The 19,349-nt window shown below is 51.7% G+C and carries 21 protein-coding genes; 6 read left to right on the top strand and 15 right to left on the bottom strand.

What is annotated here, in order from left to right:
* Positions 1-3: 3 nt before the first annotated feature.
* From INT21_RS10885 to INT21_RS10865, 6 genes are all read right to left on the bottom strand, one after another.
* Positions 4-348, bottom strand: coding sequence for a hypothetical protein (locus INT21_RS10885; protein ID WP_226930624.1), 345 nt, complete (start codon positions 346-348; stop codon positions 4-6).
* 287 nt (positions 349-635) lie between these two features.
* Positions 636-1,031: a DUF1963 domain-containing protein gene (locus INT21_RS10880; protein ID WP_193068818.1), complete on the bottom strand. Its 396-nt coding sequence runs from the start codon at positions 1,029-1,031 to the stop codon at positions 636-638.
* Positions 1,032-1,240: 209 nt separating this feature from the next.
* On the bottom strand, positions 1,241-1,429 hold the full coding sequence (locus INT21_RS20760) for a DUF7000 family protein (protein WP_443589124.1): 189 nt from the start codon (positions 1,427-1,429) through the stop codon (positions 1,241-1,243).
* 115 nt (positions 1,430-1,544) lie between these two features.
* Positions 1,545-1,826, bottom strand: a complete 282-nt coding sequence (locus INT21_RS10875) for a putative quinol monooxygenase (RefSeq protein WP_193068817.1) — start codon at positions 1,824-1,826, stop codon at positions 1,545-1,547.
* A gap of 93 nt (positions 1,827-1,919) precedes the next feature.
* Positions 1,920-2,297: a hypothetical protein gene (locus tag INT21_RS10870; protein WP_193068816.1), complete on the bottom strand. Its 378-nt coding sequence runs from the start codon at positions 2,295-2,297 to the stop codon at positions 1,920-1,922.
* 144 nt (positions 2,298-2,441) lie between these two features.
* Positions 2,442-2,924, bottom strand: a complete 483-nt coding sequence (locus INT21_RS10865) for a GNAT family N-acetyltransferase (RefSeq protein ID WP_193068815.1) — start codon at positions 2,922-2,924, stop codon at positions 2,442-2,444.
* 538 nt (positions 2,925-3,462) lie between these two features.
* Here INT21_RS10865 and INT21_RS10860 point away from each other — a divergent pair.
* Positions 3,463-4,776 (top strand): hypothetical protein, encoded by a 1,314-nt coding sequence (locus INT21_RS10860; protein ID WP_193068814.1) that lies wholly within the window; start codon positions 3,463-3,465, stop codon positions 4,774-4,776.
* Between the two features lie 20 nt (positions 4,777-4,796).
* Here INT21_RS10860 and INT21_RS10855 read toward each other — a convergent pair whose 3' ends face one another.
* A complete protein-coding gene (locus INT21_RS10855; protein ID WP_009723500.1) occupies positions 4,797-5,315 on the bottom strand; it encodes a zinc ribbon-containing protein in 519 nt (172 codons plus the stop codon).
* 163 nt (positions 5,316-5,478) lie between these two features.
* On the opposite strand from INT21_RS10855, the gene leuS reads away from it, so the two are divergent.
* The 5 genes from leuS (at position 5,479) to INT21_RS10830 (ending at position 11,103) form a co-directional block, all read left to right on the top strand.
* A complete protein-coding gene (leuS, locus tag INT21_RS10850) occupies positions 5,479-8,064 on the top strand; it encodes a leucine--tRNA ligase (protein ID WP_193068813.1) in 2,586 nt (861 codons plus the stop codon).
* Entirely contained in the window at positions 8,061-8,573 is a 513-nt protein-coding gene (locus INT21_RS10845) for a twin-arginine translocation signal domain-containing protein (RefSeq protein WP_193068812.1), read from the top strand. The genes leuS and INT21_RS10845 overlap by 4 nt, the downstream gene beginning before the upstream one ends.
* On the top strand, positions 8,570-9,637 hold the full coding sequence (gene holA, locus INT21_RS10840) for a DNA polymerase III subunit delta (RefSeq protein ID WP_193068811.1): 1,068 nt from the start codon (positions 8,570-8,572) through the stop codon (positions 9,635-9,637). Before INT21_RS10845 ends, holA begins: the two co-directional genes overlap by 4 nt.
* Before the next feature lie 100 nt (positions 9,638-9,737).
* Positions 9,738-10,151 carry a PA2779 family protein gene (locus INT21_RS10835; protein WP_193060139.1) on the top strand — a complete coding sequence of 138 codons (414 nt, stop codon included), beginning with the start codon at positions 9,738-9,740 and terminating at the stop codon, positions 10,149-10,151.
* A 10-nt stretch (positions 10,152-10,161) separates the two neighbouring features.
* Positions 10,162-11,103, top strand: a complete 942-nt coding sequence (locus INT21_RS10830) for a PA2778 family cysteine peptidase (RefSeq protein WP_193068810.1) — start codon at positions 10,162-10,164, stop codon at positions 11,101-11,103.
* A 41-nt stretch (positions 11,104-11,144) separates the two neighbouring features.
* Here the strand turns inward: INT21_RS10830 and sthA are convergent, their stop codons facing one another.
* The 8 genes from sthA to INT21_RS10790 form a co-directional block, all read right to left on the bottom strand.
* Positions 11,145-12,536, bottom strand: coding sequence for a Si-specific NAD(P)(+) transhydrogenase (gene sthA, locus INT21_RS10825; RefSeq protein WP_089038118.1), 1,392 nt, complete (start codon positions 12,534-12,536; stop codon positions 11,145-11,147).
* A gap of 100 nt (positions 12,537-12,636) precedes the next feature.
* Positions 12,637-12,891, bottom strand: a complete 255-nt coding sequence (gene nqrM, locus INT21_RS10820; RefSeq protein ID WP_009723507.1) for a (Na+)-NQR maturation NqrM — start codon at positions 12,889-12,891, stop codon at positions 12,637-12,639.
* 203 nt (positions 12,892-13,094) lie between these two features.
* The gene (nqrF, locus tag INT21_RS10815) at positions 13,095-14,327 is read right to left on the bottom strand and encodes an NADH:ubiquinone reductase (Na(+)-transporting) subunit F (protein WP_193068809.1); all 1,233 of its coding nucleotides are present in this window, start codon (positions 14,325-14,327) and stop codon (positions 13,095-13,097) included.
* A gap of 68 nt (positions 14,328-14,395) precedes the next feature.
* Positions 14,396-15,013, bottom strand: a complete 618-nt coding sequence (gene nqrE / locus INT21_RS10810) for an NADH:ubiquinone reductase (Na(+)-transporting) subunit E (protein WP_009723509.1) — start codon at positions 15,011-15,013, stop codon at positions 14,396-14,398.
* A gap of 1 nt (position 15,014) precedes the next feature.
* The gene (locus INT21_RS10805) at positions 15,015-15,683 is read right to left on the bottom strand and encodes an NADH:ubiquinone reductase (Na(+)-transporting) subunit D (protein ID WP_089038116.1); all 669 of its coding nucleotides are present in this window, start codon (positions 15,681-15,683) and stop codon (positions 15,015-15,017) included.
* Positions 15,684-15,685: 2 nt separating this feature from the next.
* Positions 15,686-16,507 carry a Na(+)-translocating NADH-quinone reductase subunit C gene (locus INT21_RS10800; RefSeq protein ID WP_089038115.1) on the bottom strand — a complete coding sequence of 274 codons (822 nt, stop codon included), beginning with the start codon at positions 16,505-16,507 and terminating at the stop codon, positions 15,686-15,688.
* The gene (locus INT21_RS10795; protein ID WP_089038114.1) at positions 16,507-17,733 is read right to left on the bottom strand and encodes an NADH:ubiquinone reductase (Na(+)-transporting) subunit B; all 1,227 of its coding nucleotides are present in this window, start codon (positions 17,731-17,733) and stop codon (positions 16,507-16,509) included. Before INT21_RS10795 ends, INT21_RS10800 begins: the two co-directional genes overlap by 1 nt.
* Positions 17,733-19,082 carry a Na(+)-translocating NADH-quinone reductase subunit A gene (locus INT21_RS10790; RefSeq protein WP_089038113.1) on the bottom strand — a complete coding sequence of 450 codons (1,350 nt, stop codon included), beginning with the start codon at positions 19,080-19,082 and terminating at the stop codon, positions 17,733-17,735. Before INT21_RS10790 ends, INT21_RS10795 begins: the two co-directional genes overlap by 1 nt.
* Between the last annotated feature and the right edge of the window lie 267 nt (positions 19,083-19,349).

The raw sequence follows: 19,349 nt of genomic DNA, 5'->3' as shown, positions 1-19,349 counted from the left end.
ATTTTAGCGGGGTGGCAGAACGTCGCGGAATGGACGCTTACGATCTACTTTCACTGAGAGTGGAACGGCATAGCAGAAAAGAGCTTTGAAAATAATACTGGTCTCGCACCACCACTGCATCCCACGGCTGGTGGTGATGCCTTTGCAGTAGACAAACAGGATGGCCGGATCGTAGGCCAGCCGACCCGTCGTATCGCTGCGGTACTGGGGATGGAAAACTGACAAGTCAAGCTTGTGCTCGATCAGGTAGTGCACAGCATGTTCAAAGGTGCCTGACTGAAGCTGATCGTGGTAGTTGATCACCACCATGGCGTTCTGATCGTAGTTATAAGCCTTGAAGCGCGGCATGCTGACCACTCCTCGTCTATTTATCCCGATCCTACCAAAACTTAGCTGTCAGAGGGGTTTTTCTACAGGCTCAACTCCAATGATAAGCGGCGCCCGACTAAGGTGTCCGGTGAAGACCGAAGGTCGGAGCGTACTTAATTGACTGGTTATGAGCACCTCCAATTCAACTCAAGCATGACCGCTTGAGTTCCAACGCCCGCTTTGCAATGCGTTGATTCCCAGACGCATCTGACTGTAAGCCCATATATTCAGTTATTTCAGACAAATATCGGGCTATTGGCTCCGGCTCACTGTGATCTAAACAGAGCTGAAAAACCACAGGCAGGTAGGAGCAATATTCGTCTCGACCTCCTTCCATTGATGAAACCCCGATTGGATCCCAATCGAAGAACAAAAGCTCGTCGAGAGACATCATCATCTTCAATAAAAAATTGAAGAATACCTACCTGAGGAAATTCTGCCAGATTTGGTAGCTCCTCGAAGTTTAGCTGAGCAAGAAGAATTAGCTTTTCTCCAGACTTCGATTCTGGATATTCCATGTTTGTCGGCCAGTAAGGTTTCCCTCCAAACTTGCTACTCCATATATTTTCTGCGTTTTCCGCTTTTGGCAGAAGCTTAATAATAGGGAGTGAAAACTGTTCTAATTCAGAGCGAATCTTTTTTCCTTCCACTTCAACATCCATTATCTACTCCTCTTAAATAGATACCTATACGACATATGACTTGAAAGCTAACGAGACTGTAGAAAAACCCGATTTCGAGCCGTTTCCGCCGCCTATCATCCTAATTTATTTACTCAGCAAGTTATCTTCCTGAGTCATCCTAATATCAGCACCCAGCCATTTGAGCATCCACCTTAAGCGAGTTGAAGACAATTTTTTGCTCTTGCAAATCAACTTATAAAATCGATGTATCCATGCAGTATATTTGCAACCGAAAACTCACCTTTGTACTTTTTATGAAATTCAGCTCTTAGGCTCTGAACGATGCCAACAAGATTTTGATAAGTTTTCTGGATTTCTCCACTCGCGAAAGCCTTTTTGTAGGCTGGTATCCAAGTATTTAGGCTTACATCTGACATTTTCCGTGCCCTCTGAATTCTACTGGCACATAACGTAGAGCTTTGCGGCAATTTTGTAGCCACGAAGCGGTGGAGAAATTGCCCGACAAATGCGACTGGCTATACGGTTTAGCCATCAGTCAGCTTCCGTCACTTGATAGTGCCTTTCGACATTCGATGCGACCCTACCCCAGCCGGACAACTTTACGCGTTGCTGATGCGCTTCGAATGCAGCCCGGTCAATAAACTCTTCGTAAACATAAAAAACGTTCTCAGCATCCGGGCTCTGGGTAACCTCAAAACGCAAGCAACCGTTCTCACGGCGTGTCAGCGCGATATGGCCGGAGAGCTCATCCATAATCGTTGCTAGGTCAGTGTCAGATACAACGATATGGCCTTCCAGAATGATTTTAGACATCCAACCACCTAAAGCCGTACGACGCGGAGCACAGCAGCGGCGGCCGGGGACGCCCAGCGGCTGTAAGCCCCGTACTGCTGCGAACTGTTATGGTCAGAAGGTTGTATCCGCAACGGCGTACATTTTCCATCCATCGACTGTTTTCGTGAAAGCATAAAAGCCATGAACACTCTCAATTCTTGAGCCATCTTTTCTGCATCTGACTGCAGAGGCAACTGCATGGGCTTCACTATCATTGACAGCTGTAACCTCAAATTTCCAATCGACAGAATGATCCCACCCCTTATCCTCTTTAAGGCTTTTGGGGTCTATAGGATAGGAATCACACATTGTCACCGAGCCATTTTTTATGTACGCAATTGGATACTTAACTATCTTATCGATTAGCGTAACGTCGTTACTCTTAAATCCAGCAACATAGTTTTCCATGTAAGTGTCATGCACTTCAGATCGTAACTCTTCGAATGACATAGCACCTCCTCAATATGAGTCATAACGCCTAAACACCCGTCTAAGGGGCTAGCAACGCACTGCTAACAAATACAACAACCGTATCCACTTCGGTGCAACGTGACTGGAAGCGCCGTGCGTTAACAACTCCTCTTAAGCCGTTGATTATGCCCAAAGTACTCGCTTCATTAGCTGCGCACTATCACCATAGCTTTTACACACTGCTTGTTCTAATGGTGTAAAACCTTGTTTTCGCCAAAACTGCATTGAGTTCTGAACAGACACTAGCCGAATTTCTCTGTAGCCTGAGACAATGGCAACGTTCACTAAATGCGCCATCATTTTTGAGCCAATACCTTTGCCAAACGAATTACTCGATACAGCTAAATCGTGGAGAAACAAAATTGATCCTTCTATCCCTTTTGGCAGCTTGTTGAACAATTTCGGTGGCGCCTTACTGTTCCACGAATGCGCTAACGCATACCCTACTAGTTGTTCATCATCTCTATAAATAAAACAACTACCTGGCGATCTCAGCCACTTATCCTGCAACACCTCTAGGCTCTCTGGTTCAACCAAATGGTAAACTTCTGCTTGCAGTTTCAATATCTCAGGCCAAGTTGTTTCCACGATAGATTCTATTGACATGCTCTGACCTAACATACGTTGGGCATAACAGCGTGTTCTAGCTCATTAGTCCAGGAATACGCACGTGATGACGTCACTCAAGTACGGTTTAGTGCTACCGCAACCCTTTCGGTTAGTTAAAAAAAGGCACGCTACCGCCCCGGTACAACTGTGCTGCGTTAACACGCCCCGCTGGCGACCGTCTGTGTTTTTCTTGTCTGATATTACGTTAAGCAAACTATCTATTTTTGACATTACTCAGTTTTCTTCGGTATGGCAAAGTCCTTTCGCGGGTGCCTCATTCACTCGTTCCTCGCGATATTCGTTACCGCTCGCTACAAGTTGCTTTGACTGGTTATAACGGCACGGCTAGTGTTGGCGGCATTATCATCGCGCGCTGAAGCGCCCTCCCACAATAATTCGAGGTCTATGGGCAGCAGCACGCACCGCACTACATGAATGCACTTATTGGTACGTTTATGCGAAGTTTCCCGCGCCTTCTGCTAGCCAATTGTTGAAAAGCCTATTAGCCTGCTAACTCAACCAGCAAGGGATTGAGATGCAAGAGACAACGATGCGGCAGCGGGTGGCGGGTGTTTTGATTCTGCTTGGGCTGTTCGCTCAAATTATTGGCTTTATCGGCGTGATACCAACGGCGCAGGCAGTGAGCTATGTGCTGTGGGCAGCGGTGGCGCTGCTGTGGCGGGATATTCCACGCCGTTCGCGCATTCAGGCGGGGGTATTGATTACCCTTGGGGTGCTGATGCTGGTGGTGGCGCGGGTGATGTATGGCGCCAATGTCAATTGGCCTGCCATGCTTCAGGGCAATGTGTTTGTGGCCACGATGCTGGTAGGCGTTAGCTTTATTTCGTTGATTGGCACCCAGGGTAATAAGCGCCCACCGGGCAAACGGGTGACCGGTGCAGATGGCGTGCTGCGCACGTGGCTGGGGGTGCACTTTCTCGGCACTATTCTGAATCTTTCGACGATTTTTATGGTGGGCGACCGCTTAGCTAGGCGCTCTCCGTTAACCATGCCCCAGCTGTTGGCCTTAAATCGTGGGCTTTCAAGTGCGGCATTGTGGTCGCCCTTCTTTGCCTCTATGGCGGTGGTGATTGCCTTGGCGCCCGACGTTCAGTACGGCCAGATTGCGCTGATTGGGTTTCCGTTGGCGATGCTATCGGGGCTATTAACCACCCTAGAGTTGAGGCGTCGGTTTGATTTAACCGAGGTCGACGGCTTTTCACTTTCGCCACGCAGCCTGTTAATGCCGGCGAGCATGGCAGCACTGGTGATGCTGTTTCATTTTTGGCTGACGCCGTCGCTCACTATTGTCAGTATTATTACCTTTTTACTGCCAGTGGTAGCGGTGCTGAGCAACCTACGGGAAGGCACCCGCTTTACCCTGCGGCGCATTCGCCAACACACCACCACACGGCTACCCGCCATGCGCGGGGAAATTTCGCTGTTTTTAGCGGCGGGCTTATTAACGCTGGGGCTTTCTACCCTGGTTGCAGCCGCAGCAGGTGACGAATGGACGCTGTTTGCTACCTTTGGCATGTGGCAAGCCATGGTGAGCTTTGCGGCGATTACGCTGAGTGCGCTGGCGGGGTTACACCCGATCATTGGCGTTTCCGTGCTGGCATCTATTTTGAATCTAGCAAGCGGTGAGCAAACGCTGTTTGCCTTTGTTGCCCTGAGCGCCTGGGCGGTAGGCACCAGCGTTGGGCCGTTATCTGGCATTAACCTTTCGCTGCAGGGGCGCTACGGAATTAGCGGCTACCGCATGATGAAAAATAATTTTCTGTATGCCGCCATGATGAGCCTGCTCTCGCTGGGTGCGATCGCAGGCCTGAGCATCTGGGTCAATTAAGTGATGAGTGCGCTAGCCACTTAGGTTTCGACGATTTTACTGGGAAAGCGGTAGAAATAGCGGTGGCCACACTGGTGACATGGTTCCAGGCGCGAGACGCTTTCTAGCATCACCTGGGCATCGCAGTGTACGCACGCCATCAGGCCCGGCGCGGCGACCTCACCTTCGCAGTAGTCGGCGCGGGCGGCTTCCAGGTCATCTTCGAAGCGTTCGCGCTCCACCACGCTGCGGTCGGCGATTGAAAGCAGCGATTCCGCCACACGCCGTGAAAGGCTGTCGATATCAATGCCCAACCAGCTAGCAACCTGCTTACCGGTATCCGCCATGTAGTAGCGCATATCTTTCAGGTCACGCTCTACCCAGGCACGCAGCAGGGCTAGCTCATCTTTGGTGTACTCTTCCAGCTCCGCTTCAAAGGCAACGGCGTCGTCCAAATCCTTTTGTAGATTATCCCAGGTAAGATCGTTGGCCCCGTCCTGCATGCGTTCTAGCAGGCGCTCGTAGCCTTCGCGCAAACGGTGATCGTTATGTTGTTCCATGGTACCTCTCCTTTTGTCGACCCAAGGTGCGGCCTATCATCGGCTAACCGTTCAAGGATACACCTGCATAGGATACAATCGACGTTACTTATCTGACAGCCGTCATCCATTATTCACTTTGCGCCCTTTTTGGGCGAATTACCCCAAGGCATTGAAAACACCGATGGACGCACATTACAGCCCCCGTGAGATTGAACGTGACGCTCAGCAGTACTGGGATAAACACCAGTGCTTCAAAGCAGTAGAAGACGCTAACCGCGAAAAGTTCTACTGCCTATCCATGTTCCCCTACCCCAGCGGCAAGCTGCATATGGGTCACGTGCGTAACTACACTATCGGCGACGTTGTGTCCCGTTTCCAGCGCATGCAGGGTAAAAATGTCATGCAGCCCATGGGCTGGGATGCGTTCGGTATGCCTGCGGAAAATGCCGCGATTCAAAACCAGGTGCCGCCCGCGAAGTGGACCTATCAAAACATTGATTACATGCGTAACCAGTTGAAGGCACTTGGCTTTGCCTACGACTGGAGCCGCGAATTCGCTACCTGCGATACCAGCTATTACCGCTGGGAGCAGTGGTTCTTTACCAAGCTGGTCGAAAAAGGCTTGGTCTATAAGAAAATGTCCACGGTGAACTGGGACCCGGTTGACCAAACGGTACTGGCTAACGAGCAGGTAATTGACGGCTGCGGCTGGCGTTCTGGTGCACCGGTAGAGCGTAAAGAGATCCCGCTGTGGTTCTTGAAAATTACCGACTACGCCGATGAGCTGCTGGCAGATCTTGATAATGTCGAGTGGCCTGAACAGGTCAAAACCATGCAGCGCAACTGGATTGGTAAATCCCGCGGCGTTGAGATGACCTTTGATATTCAGGCGGAAGACGGTAGCGCTTGCGAGCCGCTGGCGGTGTATACCACCCGCCCGGATACGCTGCTGGGTGTCACCTACGTGGCCGTCGCCGCTGGTCACCCCCTGGCTAAGCAGGCTGCCGCGCAAAACAGCGAACTGGCGGCATTTTGTGACGAGTGCGCCAAAGGTGGCACGTCGGAAGCCGAAATGGCCACCAAAGAAAAGCTGGGCATGCTCACCGGGCACAAAGCCATTCACCCGCTCACCGGTGATGAAGTGCCGGTGTTTGTGGCCAACTTCGTATTAATGGAGTTTGGCACCGGTGCGGTGATGGCGGTACCCGCCCACGACCAGCGCGACTGGGAATTTGCGACCAAGTACGGCGTAGAACTCAAGCCCGTGGTGGCCGATGCCAACGGCAACCAGCCGGATATTTCCGAAGGTGCTTATGTTGAGCACGGCTCGCTGATTAACTCAGGCGAATTCGATGGCCTGGAATTCCAGGCGGCGTTTGATGCGATTGCCGCGAAGCTTACTGAACTTGGCCGTGGTGAAGTAAAAACCAATTACCGCCTGCGTGACTGGGGGATTGCTCGCCAGCGTTATTGGGGGGCGCCAATTCCTGTGAAATACGGCCCGGAAGGCCAAACCGTGCCACTCTCTGATGATGAACTGCCGGTAGCGCTACCCATGGAAGTCACCGTGGATGCTTCCGGCTCGCCGCTGAAGAAGATGCCCGAGTTTTCTGAGCTAGGCGATGGTTGGGTGCGCGAAACCGATACCTTCGATACCTTTATGGAATCGTCCTGGTACTTCGCCCGCTTCTGCTGCGCGGATAACCACGAAGCCATGCTGGACGAGCGCGCCAATTACTGGCTGCCCGTTGACCTGTATATCGGCGGTATCGAACACGCGATTCTGCATCTGCTTTACGCTCGCTTCTTCCATAAACTGCTGCGCGATTTCGGCATGTTGGATTCCGATGAGCCGTTCCAGCAACTGCTCACCCAGGGCATGGTCATCGCGGAAACCTTCTACCGATTTAAAGATAACGGTGGTAAAGAGTGGTTCAACCCCGCTGATGTAGAAGTCAAACGCGATGAGAAAGGTCGTCCGTTAAGCGCTGTTCTGATCAGCGACGGCCTGCCGGTAGAGATGGGCGGCATCGAGAAGATGTCAAAATCGAAAAACAACGGTGTTGATCCTCAGTCGATGATCGACAAGTTTGGTGCCGATACCGTCCGCCTGTTTATGATGTTTGCCGCACCGCCCGAGCAGTCGTTGGAGTGGTCGGATTCCGGTGTTGAAGGTGCGCACCGCTTCTTGAAACGGATTTGGCGTCAGGTGACCGAGCACCTTGCGGCTGGTACACCGGGCGAATTGACGGTTGATGCGTTAAACGACGACCAAAAAGCACTGCGTCGTAAGACCCACGAGACAATCAAGAAAGCCAGTGATGATATTGGCCGCCGCACTACCTTTAATACCGCCATTGCCGCGGTAATGGAACTCTCTAACGCAGTGGCCAAGTTCGACGATACGTCCGAGCTAGGCCTAGCGGTCAGTCGCGAAGCGCTTGAGGCATGTGTGCTGCTGCTGGCACCCATTACACCGCACCTGTGCCATACGCTGTGGCAACAATTAGGCTATGACCAGCCCGCCATTGAAGCTCAGTGGCCGAAGGTGGATGAAGCCGCGCTCACCCGCGATAGTATCGAACTAGTCGTGCAAGTGAACGGAAAACTGCGCGCGCGCCTAGAAGCCCCGGCCAGCGCAGATAAAGCCGCCATCGAGCAACTGGCGATGGAGAACGAAAACGTCCAGCGCCATCTGGAAGGTAAAACGGTTCGTAAAGTCATCGTTGTACCCGGCAAGCTGGTTAACATTGTGGTGAGTGGATGAAACCATCCCAACACGTTACACGCCGTCGTTTCCTCGCTACCAGCATCGCCGCCTCAGCGGCGGTGTTGCTCAGTGGCTGCGGGTTTCGCTTGCGCGGTTCAGGTTCGATGCCGCGCCTGCCTGCTCTGTCACTAGAGGGCGACGACAAAAGCGCCTTGGCCCAACAGCTACGCATCCGGTTACTACAGCAAAGCAGCGAGGTTTCTGATGGCGCTCCCTGGCGGGTCACGCTGGGCTCACCGACGCTTCGCCAACGCCGTATTGGCAGCGAAGGGCGTGCCAGCCAAGAACATGAGCTAACGCTAAGCACGTCTCTCTCCGTACAGCAGCGAGAGGACAATGCTTATGTGCTTAATAATGCAACGATAACGACCGATACACGCATTCGGGTCAGCGATGATGATCTGCTCAATCGCGAAACCCTCTTTCAAGAAGCGGAACAAACGCTAACGCGACAACTGGCTGAGCGCATTGTCGAAAGACTGGCGAACCTTGAGGCCATTCAGTGAAGGTATTTTCGGATCAGCTTCCCGCGGCCTTAGCAAAAAAATTGCCTAAGGTGGTGATTGTTGCCGGTGATGAGCCACTGCAACATCGTGATGCCTGTGATGCCGTGCGCTCAGCCGCGCGGCAAGCGGGTGTTGAAGAGCGGGAAGTGCTTGATGTAGAGCCTAACTTCGGCTGGGGTCGACTACTGGAAACCGCCAGTAACCTCTCTTTATTCGCCTCTAACAAGCTTCTGGAACTGCGGCTGGGGACACACAAACTTGGCCAAGATGGCAGTAAAGCACTGGCACAGTATGCGGAATTGATGGATGGCAGTGACGACTTGCTGCTGATTAGCATGGGCAAGCTAGACGCCAAGCAACAAAAAAGCGCTTGGTTTAAAGCACTCGATAAACACGGTTTATTTGTACCTGTATGGCCCGTTGATGCTTCGCGATTAGGCTACTGGCTGCGGGATCGCGCATCGCTGCATGGTTTGCAAATTGACCTAGAAGCGGCTCGTTTATTGGGTGAGCGCACCGAAGGTAATCTGTTGGCCGCTGATCAAGAGCTGCAAAAACTCGCGCTGATTCATCCACCTAACACTCGCCTTAATGTTGAAAGCATTGCCCAAGGCGTGGAAGACAGCACCCGCTTTGATGTGTTTAACCTTGCGGATGCCTGTTTAAAAGGAGAGCCAAGCCGGACCTCGCGTATCGTTAACGGGCTGCGCAGTGAAGGGGTTGAAGCTCCCATCGTGCTTTGGGCACTCAGTCGCGAGCTACGCACCCTGCTTTCGCTGCACCAGCATTTGGATCAGGGACAAAGCTTTGAGCACGCGTGTAAAACTCAGAAACCAATGATTTTTGATAAACGCCGCCCCGCTTACCAAAAAGCGATCAGTCGCCTATCAATGAAACGTTTACACAAACTCCTGCTGATGGCCCAACGGTTAGATCTTGCTGTGAAAGGGGCTTCTGCGGTGCCCTTATGGCCAGGGCTTCATGACCTAGCCATGACCATGGCGGGCGGTAAAGGGCTGTTAGCTGAATCCCCTTGGACCTACCGCATTAGTGCAAATAATTAGCACTTTTCGTTTTCGCCTTAAATCCAGTACGGTTTATTTCTATACTATTGATTCAGGTTACAAATTACCTTGCTCCCCGATACGTCTGAGGATGAAGACAATGAAAAAAGTGCGTGCTTATCTCTCAAGCTTACTGATCGCTGCGTTAGTCATTACCAGCCTACCTGTTGCCGCTGCGCCCACAGCCCCGCAGAGTATGGACGCTACCTCTACAGACTTAGTCTCTACCCAATCTGTTTTAGCAGGCGACCGCGCAGGTGCTGACCGCGAGCGTATCAATGAAATTCTCGCCCGTGCAGATGTGCAAGAAGAGCTGCTCAAGCAGGGTGTCGATCTAGATGACGTTGAAGCCCGCGTTGCCGCACTAAGCGATGCAGAAGCTCAGCAAATGGCCGAACAACTCGAACAGCTGCCCGCCGGCGCCGGCGTGATTGGCGCCCTGTTTGCGGTATTCGTTATCCTACTGGTGACTGACATTCTCGGCCTGACCGATGTTTATCCGTTCACTCGCTGATTTGACTGCCATGATGAAACAGCTTTTAAACGCCCGCTTTGCGGGCGTTTTACTGCTTGCCCTGCTGCTGCCCACTCTGCTTAGCGGCTGCGCCAGAAGCCCGGTGCTGTTAGAAAGCACTAAAGCTAGCCTAGCACCGCAAACTGAGCTGACCGAAGTACCGTTTTACGCCCAGACGGCGTATCAGTGTGGCCCAGCAACACTGGCAATGGCGCTCAATCACCAGGGGGTAGATGCAGGGCTTGAGCAGTTAATCCCACAGGTATTTCTGCCTGGGCGAGAAGGTAGCGTTCAGCCTGAAATGCTAGCCACTGTGCGCCGTTATAAGCAGTTGGCGATCCCCGTTCGTGGCACCATGGATGCATTGCTCGGCCATTTGGAAGCAGGTGACCCTGTAGTGGTGATGCAAAACCTCGCCTTGCCAGCTTTCCCGATGTGGCACTACGCGGTGGCCATTGGTTTTGATTTACCTAATGAAACGCTGATTTTACGTAGTGGCGAAATCGAACGACATACGATGTCGTTTAGCCGCTTTGATGCTACCTGGGCACGCAGTGAGCGCTGGGGGTTTGTGGTTAGCGAACCAGGAAGCCTGCCCGAAGGCGTTACCGCCCGCAATGCACTGGAAGCCATTAGCGCTTACGAGGAGCAGCATGGGCCTGTAGCAACACTTTCCAGTTGGCAAGCCTTTGTAGAACGCTTCCCTGCTAATCCGCTGGGTCAATTTGCACTCGGCAATGCGCTATACGCCGATCAACAACCTCAAGCAGCGCTAGAAGCCTTCGAATCAGCCACACAGCTTGACCCTGCCATGGGCGCTGCATGGCTCAATGTAGCCATACTCAGGCTTCAGAAGGAAAATAGGGAGGGTGCGCGGGAAGCACTCACTCAGGCTGCCACCTTAGACGGTGACTGGCAGCCACGCGCGCAGCAACTGCTGGATGGTTTGTGAGGCGTGAATATGGGGGACATAGCCCCCCTACTTAAAACATTTTAAAACACTCGGTTTAAGCCATTTTGCGCCGCCACCCGGTACGCTTCGGCCATGGTGGGGTAATTGAAGGTCGTATTGATGAAGTACTTCACCGTATTCGCATCCCCTTCCTGCTGCATAATGGCCTGGCCGATGTGCAAAATTTCCGACGCCTGGTCACCAAAGCAATGGATACCCAGAATCTCCAGCGTGTCTTGGTGGAACAAAATCTTCAGCATTCCCACCGTATCGCCGGTGATTTGCGCACGAGCAGTATCTTTAAAGAAGGCCTTACCCACTTCGTAGGGCACTTTGGCTTCGGTCAGTTCACGCTCGTTGGGGCCGAAAGAGCTGATTTCAGGAATAGTGTAGATCCCGGTGGGGACATCACTAACAAAGCGATACTCTTTTTCCAGTAGCTCGTTACAGGAGTTTAATCCCTGGTCGTAAGCAGCACTGGCGAGACTCGGCCAACCAATCACATCGCCTGCAGCGTAAATATGCGAAATAGCGGTGCGGTAGTGCTCATCAACGCTAAGCTGGCCTCGGCCGTTTGCCTCTAAGCCAATGTTCTCAAGTCCAAGGCTATCGGTATTACCGGTACGACCATTCGCCCAAAGAAACGCATCGGCGCGGATTTTCTTGCCCGACTTCAGATTTACGGTTACGCCAGCTTCATCACCTTCGACACTTTTATAGTCTTCGTTATGGCGAATCAGCACACCGTGTTTACGCAGATGGTAGGAAAGCGCATCACTGATTTCATCATCCAAAAATGACAGCAGGCTATCGCGATTGTTGATTAAATCAACCTTAACGCCAAGGCCCGAAAAGATAGAGGCGTACTCGCAACCGATAACACCTGCCCCAAAGATCACCAGTGTCCGCGGGGTATGGGAAAGGCTGAGGATCGTATCAGAGCAGTAAATACGTGGATGACGAAAGTTAATATCCGCCGGACGATAAGGCCGAGAGCCGGTAGAAATAACAATTTTCTTGGCTACCAGCTCTTCCACGCCTTCCTGCCGGTCTCGCACCACCACGGTATGCTCATCTTTAAAACGCGCCACTCCATGAAACAGATCAATGCGGTTGCGCGCGTAAAACGTTGTGCGCATTTCGACCTGTTTATCGATGGTGCCACGCGAGCGCTCCATCACTTTAGGGAAAGAAAACCAGCGGGGTTCACCGATATCGCGGAACATGCGGTTGGTATTGAACGCCATGATCTGTTTGACCTGATGGCGCAGCGCTTTTGAAGGGATCGTGCCCCAGTGGGTGCAGTTACCCCCCACCTGGGCCTGCTTTTCAATAATCGCCACTCGCTTGCCATGCTTGGCGGCGTTAATAGCAGCGCTTTCCCCAGCGGGACCAGTACCTATCACCACAACATCGTAATTGTGAACGGCCATACGACTTTGATCTCCTTATTCCTGACTTAAAAGCGCTCTCAACAATGGCACTTACATAAACGCTCGCGGTAAGCGAGCGTCTGAGCAGCCAATGGCTAGATTAACGACGCGTTGCGTCATAACCTAGGTCAGCTCCACGGCTTTCATCGCTACGCCGACGTACACTTCCACGCTTGCGGTTTTCTTCTTCGCAAACCTCATCTTTACCGCCGCAGATGTCACAGCCTTCTTTTAGGCCTAACTGATTTAATCCGCCACAGGAACCCGCAATAGGTTTGCGGCCCATTAAGACGCCAACGGCCATTGCCGTCATTACCAGCGCCATAAAACCAAATACCAGTAGCCAGATTGTCATGTTCACCTCCCAGCATTGCATTAACTGCTCACCTGCCGACAACGGTCATGTCGTTAAGTGCCGTAGAATTTTAATGCCTATTGTACCTCAGCCACTTCAAAATGATCAGGCAACTCATCGTTTTTCAACCATTCACATACAAACGGGGCTGACCAAAAGGCCAGCCCCGCTCATGCCCGAAGGCAACTTACACAATCACGTTGTTAACCGCCGAAGTCATCCAGCAGGATGTTTTCCGGTTCCACGCCCATATCGAGCAATAGCTTGATAACAGACGCGTTCATCATGGGCGGCCCACACATGTAGTACTCACAATCTTCCGGAGCTGGGTGGTCCTTCAGATAGTTTTCGTACAATACGTTGTGGATGAAGCCTGTCGGCCCTTCCCAATTATCTTCTGGCTGCGGATCAGAGAGCGCCAAGTGCCACTCAAAGTTCGGGAACTCTTCGGCTAGCTGATCATACTCTTCGTTGTAGAAGGTTTCACGCCAGGAGCGCGCACCGTACCAGAAAGTAATTTTACGATCTGACTTCAAACGTTTGAGCTGATCGAAAATGTGGCTACGCATTGGCGCCATACCCGCACCACCACCAACAAAGATCATTTCTGCATCAGTGTCTTTGGCAAAGAACTCACCAAACGGCCCCATAACGGTCACTTTGTCGCCCGGCTTCAAATTGAAGACGTAGGTCGACATAAGGCCCGGCGGGTGGCTTGTACCCGGAGGCGGCGTCGCGATACGAATATTGAACTTGAGGAGGCCTTTTTCATCCGGGTAGTTAGCCATAGAGTAAGCGCGGATAACTTCCTCGTTATTCTTATGGGAAATTTTGAACATATCAAATTTTTCCCAATCGCCACGATACTCTTCTTCGATGTCAAAATCGGCGAACTTAATATCGTAAGGCGGCGCTACCAGCTGTACATAACCACCGGCGCGGAAGGCAACTTCCTCGCCTTCGGGCAGCTTCAGGTTCAACTCTTTAATGAAGGTCGCAACGTTGGGGTTCGCGGTAACTTCACACTCCCACTTCTTAACGCCGAAGACTTCTTCAGGCACTTCTACTTTCATGTCCTGCTTCACAGGAACCTGACAAGACAGACGCCAGCCTTCTTTCTTTTCACGCATAGTGAAGTGAGATTCTTCCGTCGGCAAAATGGAGCCGCCGCCCTCTTCTACTCGGCACTTACACTGAGCGCAAGAACCGCCGCCACCACAGGCAGAGGAAAGAAAGATTCCGTTTGCAGCTAAGGTGTTAAGAAGCTTACCACCAGCCTGAGTCTGCAGGGTGTGCTCGGGGTCGCCGTTGACTTCAATCGTCACGTCCCCGCTACTCACTAGCTTGCTGCGCGCTGCCAAAATGATCGCCGTTAAGCTAATAACGATGACCGTGAACATGACAACACCGAGCAAGATGACAGATGTATCAACCATGTCGGTTTCCTATTGCTGAAGGTTTTCTGTACCTCGGCAGCCTGAGCTGCCGAGAAAACCGGCTCCGATTAAAGCTGAATGCCTGAGAAGGACATAAAGCCCAACGACATTAAGCCAACGGTAATAAACGTGATGCCAAGACCCTGAAGACCGCCAGGCACGTCGCTATACTTCAGCTTTTCACGGATACCAGCCAACGCTGTAATCGCAAGCGCCCAGCCAACACCAGAACCGAAACCGTAGATTACGGATTCACCGAAGTTGTAGTTACGCTCAACCATGAACAGTACGCCACCTAGGATGGCGCAGTTAACGGTAATCAGCGGCAGGAATACGCCCAGCGCGTTGTATAGCGCAGGAACATATTTATCGAGGAACATTTCCAGAATCTGAACCAGTGCGGCAATAACGCCGATGTAGCTCAGAAGACCCAGGAATGAAAGATCGATGTTTTCAGCACCGCTTATGCCAGTCCAAGACAAAGCGCCTTCAGCCAGCAGCAGGTTGAACACTAGATTGTTGACCGGAACCGAGATTGTCAGTACGACAATAACGGCAATCCCGAGGCCAAATGCAGCGGAAACCTTCTTAGATACCGCCAGGAATGTACACATCCCTAAGAAGAAGGCCAGCGCCAAGTTTTCAACAAAAACCGAAGCAACGAAAAGGCTTAGATAGTGTTCCATGTTACACGGCCTCCTTCGGCTTGGTGTTGTGCTTCATTTTGAACTCGTTCTCTTCTACCTGCTCAGGATTGACTGAACGTAAAACCCAGATCAGCAAACCGATAATAAAGAAGGCAGAGGGCGGCAGGAGCAGCAGACCATTGGGCACATACCAACCACCATTTTGCACTGTTGGTAGGACGGTAAAGCCAAAGATGCTGCCAGCACCCAGCAACTCACGGAAGAAGCCAACGATCATTAAGATTAAGCCGTAGCCCAAGCCGTTACCGATACCGTCAAGGAACGACATGCTCGGCGTATTGGACATCGCAAAACCTTCCGCACGGCCCATTACGATACAGTTGGTGATGATCAGGCCCACAAAAACTGACAGCTGCTTAGACATTTCGTAAGCGTAAGCTTTGAGGATCTGGTCAACCACAATAACCAGCGACGCAATAATGGTCATTTGAACAATGATACGGATCGAAGACGGAATATGGTTCCGGATCAACGATACGAACAAGTTCGAAAAGGCCGTTACAAAAGTAACCGCTAGCGCCATTACCAGCGATACGCTCATGCTGGTCGTAACCGCTAGAGCAGAACAGATCCCCAAAATTTGTAGTGCAATGGGGTTGTTCTTAAAAATCGGCGCCGTTAAAACGCTTTTTGCATTTACATCCGCCATGATCAAGCCCCCTCAACGTCGTCGAAGTCGGTATCGGTGTCTTCGGCATCTTCTGGTTCAGTACCACTACGGAAGTTAGCCAAATACGGAGCGAAAGCCTCTTCGCTGAACCAGAACTGCAGCATGTTGGTCACGCCGTTACTGGTTAGCGTTGCACCAGAAAGCGCATCAACTTCGTACTCGTTGCTTGCGCCGCCTTTGGTCAGGTGGATTTCCGGTGAGAGGTCGCCCTCTTCGTCGTAAATCTTCTTACCTTCCCATTGAGCTTGCCAGCGCGGATTATTTACCTCAGCACCGAGACCCGGCGTTTCGCTATGGTCGTAGTAAGTGATACTGACGATAGTGTTACCGTCGCCTTCAACCGCGAGGAAGCCCATCATACGGCCCCAGAGTCCTTGCCCACGAATGGGCAGAACAATCTGCTCGGGGTTTTCAGCATCACCGACAAGATAAACAGTCGCGAAGTTCTCAACACGAGACAGGCCTGCAATGTCGCGATCACCGGAAAGCGTACGACCCGTTGCAGGATCACTCGAGGCTTCAAAGCCATCGAAGGTAGCTGGGTCGAATTGATCGGTGTACTCACCGGTATCCAGCTCAACTACACGTGCGGTAATTTGCGTGCTGAACGCTTCCTCAACATCCATGCCCGGCTCATAGAGACCCGCCACGTTAAGAATGTTGGTTTTACGATCCAATTCCTGGTTGAGCTGCTGCATAGGTCGCAGCGCAACGGCAGCCGTCGAAACGATTACCGAGCACACGATACACAGCGAAAACGCTACGGTTAGGATCTTTTTGATGGAGTTGTTACCTTGTGCCATTAGGCATTCTCCTCGGCCGCTACGCCAGTCCGCTTGAGACGGCGTTTAATATTGGCCTGGACGAACATGTGGTCAATCAGCGGCGCAAATAAGTTAGCGAACAGAATGGCCAGCATGATGCCCTCAGGAAAGGCGGGGTTTACCACACGGATCAGAACGGTCATCACACCGATCAACGCACCAAACACCAAGCGCCCCTGGTTAGTCATGGAAGCAGACACCGGGTCCGTTGCCATAAACACCATGCCGAAAGCGAAGCCACCAATCACCAAATGCCAGTACCAGGGCATTGCAAACATGGGGTTGCTGTCAGAACCAATCAGATTAAACAGCGTACTGGTGACGACCATGCCCAGAAGAACACCCAGCATGATTCGCCATGATGCAATACGCGTCCACAGCAGTACTGCCGCACCAATGAAGATCGCCAGTGTCGAGACCTCACCCACTGAACCAGGGATAAAGCCAAGGAAAGCATCCCACCAGCTCATGGTATCAGTCAGCGCAGTCATACCGTCTTGGAACGCCATGGAGAGCGCAGTTGCACCAGTGTAGCCATCAGCGGCTACCCATACGGCATCCCCTGAGATTTGCGCTGGGTAGGCAAAGTAAAGGAACGCACGGCCAGTAAGCGCGGGGTTCAAGAAGTTTTTACCCGTGCCGCCGAAGATCTCTTTACCGATTACCACACCAAAGGTGATACCCAGAGCAACCTGCCAAAGCGGAATAGTCGCCGGCAGAATCAGCGCAAACAGTACCGACGTTACGAAGAAACCTTCGTTAACCTCATGACCACGTTTGATTGCGAACAGTACTTCCCAAAAACCACCCACCGCAAACGTGACAAGATAGATCGGCAAGAAGTAGGTCGCACCGAGGACAAAGTTAGCCCATAAGCTGCTGGGGTCATGTCCACCCGCCAGGGTCATCATGATCGCTTCACGCCAGCCGTTCATTGATGCATAGCCTGCATCAATAGCGGTGTTGGCCTGCCAGCCAGCGTTCCACATACCGAAGAACATCGCCGGGAAAGTACACAGCCAAACGGTGATCATGATGCGCTTTAGATCGATACCGTCACGCACGTGGGCGGTGGTTTTTGCAACACTGGGGGGCGAGTAGAAAATAGTATCTACCGCTTCATAGAGCGGGTAGAACTTTTCGTACTTACCACCTTTATGGAAGTGCGGCTCGAGATTATCGAGTGTTTGTCGAATACCCATCATCAGGCCTCTTTCTCGATCATGGTGAGATTGTCACGCAGGATAGGGCCGTACTCGTATTTGCCTGGGCAAACATAGGTACACAGTGCCAAATCCTCTTCGTCTAACTCAAGACACCCAAGTTGCATGGCAACTTCAATGTCACCCACGATCAGCGTGCGTAGCAGCTGTGTTGGCATAACATCCAGAGGCATAATGGCTTCATATGCACCGATCGGTACCATGGCACGTTCAGAGCCATTGGTTGACGTGGTTGGTGCATAATTGCTCAGGCCTTTAATCTTAGAAATGTAAATGCCCATGATTGAGTGCCGATTAGCCCCCATAGACATCCATCCCAAGAAGGTGCGCTTGTTACCTTCCTCGAGCAAGCTTACTTGGTTATGGAAACGTCCCAAGTAAGTCAGACTCCCTTCAGCGGAAGCACCAGAGAACACAGAACCTGAAATAACACGGGTGTCATCGGGTTTGATGACCTCACCTGCTAACAACTCCTCCGTACTGGCACCAATACGGGTGCGCAATAAACGAGGATTTTCAGCACGCGGGCCGCCGACAGCAATAATACGGCTTGTATCAAGCTTGCCTTCTACAAACAGCTTGCCGAACGCAATCACATCCTGATAACCGATGTGCCACACTTTTTTGTGCAGGGCTACCGGTGAAAGATAATGAATATGCGTTCCTACCAAACCTGCCGGATGCGGGCCAGCAAAGCTCTCAGTCTTTACGCCGCTGACATTACCACCAGGAATGGAAGCATTAGCACCCGTACACAGAAAAACGTTGCCCTCGGTCAGGCGGGTTAGCACCTTGAGGCCGTCTTCAAATGCTTGGGAGTTTTCGTTGATCACTACCGCAGGGTCAGCGCTAAGTGGATGAGTATCCACAGCAGTAACAAAAATATCGGTAGGTGTGCTGTCGATAGCTGGCGTGCGAGAGAAAGGCCGGGTGCGCAAAGCAGTCCAAAGCCCTGACTCAACCAGTTGATCAACAACAGATTGACGTTCAAGCTGCCCTAAAGCGTCACGATCATGAGAAGCAAATGTCATCGCTTCTTCATTTTCATCGACTTTAATAACGACAGACAGCAGACGTCTCTTTTCGCCACGGTTAATAGCCACGACTTCACCGCTGGCGGGCGCTGTAAAGCGTACACCATCAATTTTCTTATCGGTGAAGAGTAATTGGCCCAGTTTGACCTTATCCCCTTCCTGAACTTCCATCGTCGGCTTCATGCCAACGTAGTCGGTGCCCAGGATTGCCACGTGGCGCACAGGCCGCGCATCTTCAATACGCTGCTCGGGCGCTCCCGTGATGGGGAGATCCAGGCCTTTTTTGACTTCGATCATAGTCTCGCCCAGTTGATGGATCGGATATACGAAGGTAAGGGGTTCGAATGCTTATTTCTGTTCAGTAAATTTTTATTGTCTGTTCAGATTGTTACCAGTCAGGCTCAAGCACGCTTGAACCACCCCGAAAAATCCATCGTATTATAAAGATAAGCGCGGCCAATGACCACATCCCTGACAGCCTCCTAAAGTGCTATAGACGCTTGAGCTGATCTCACTTTCAAATCGAGTAGGAAGGGGAGTCGCCTCCCCTGTCCTCTCACACCA

The organism is Halomonas sp. 3F2F (assembly GCF_014897805.1).
Taxonomy (GTDB): domain Bacteria; phylum Pseudomonadota; class Gammaproteobacteria; order Pseudomonadales; family Halomonadaceae; genus Vreelandella.
This window is presented reverse-complemented; position numbering and strand designations above follow the sequence as displayed.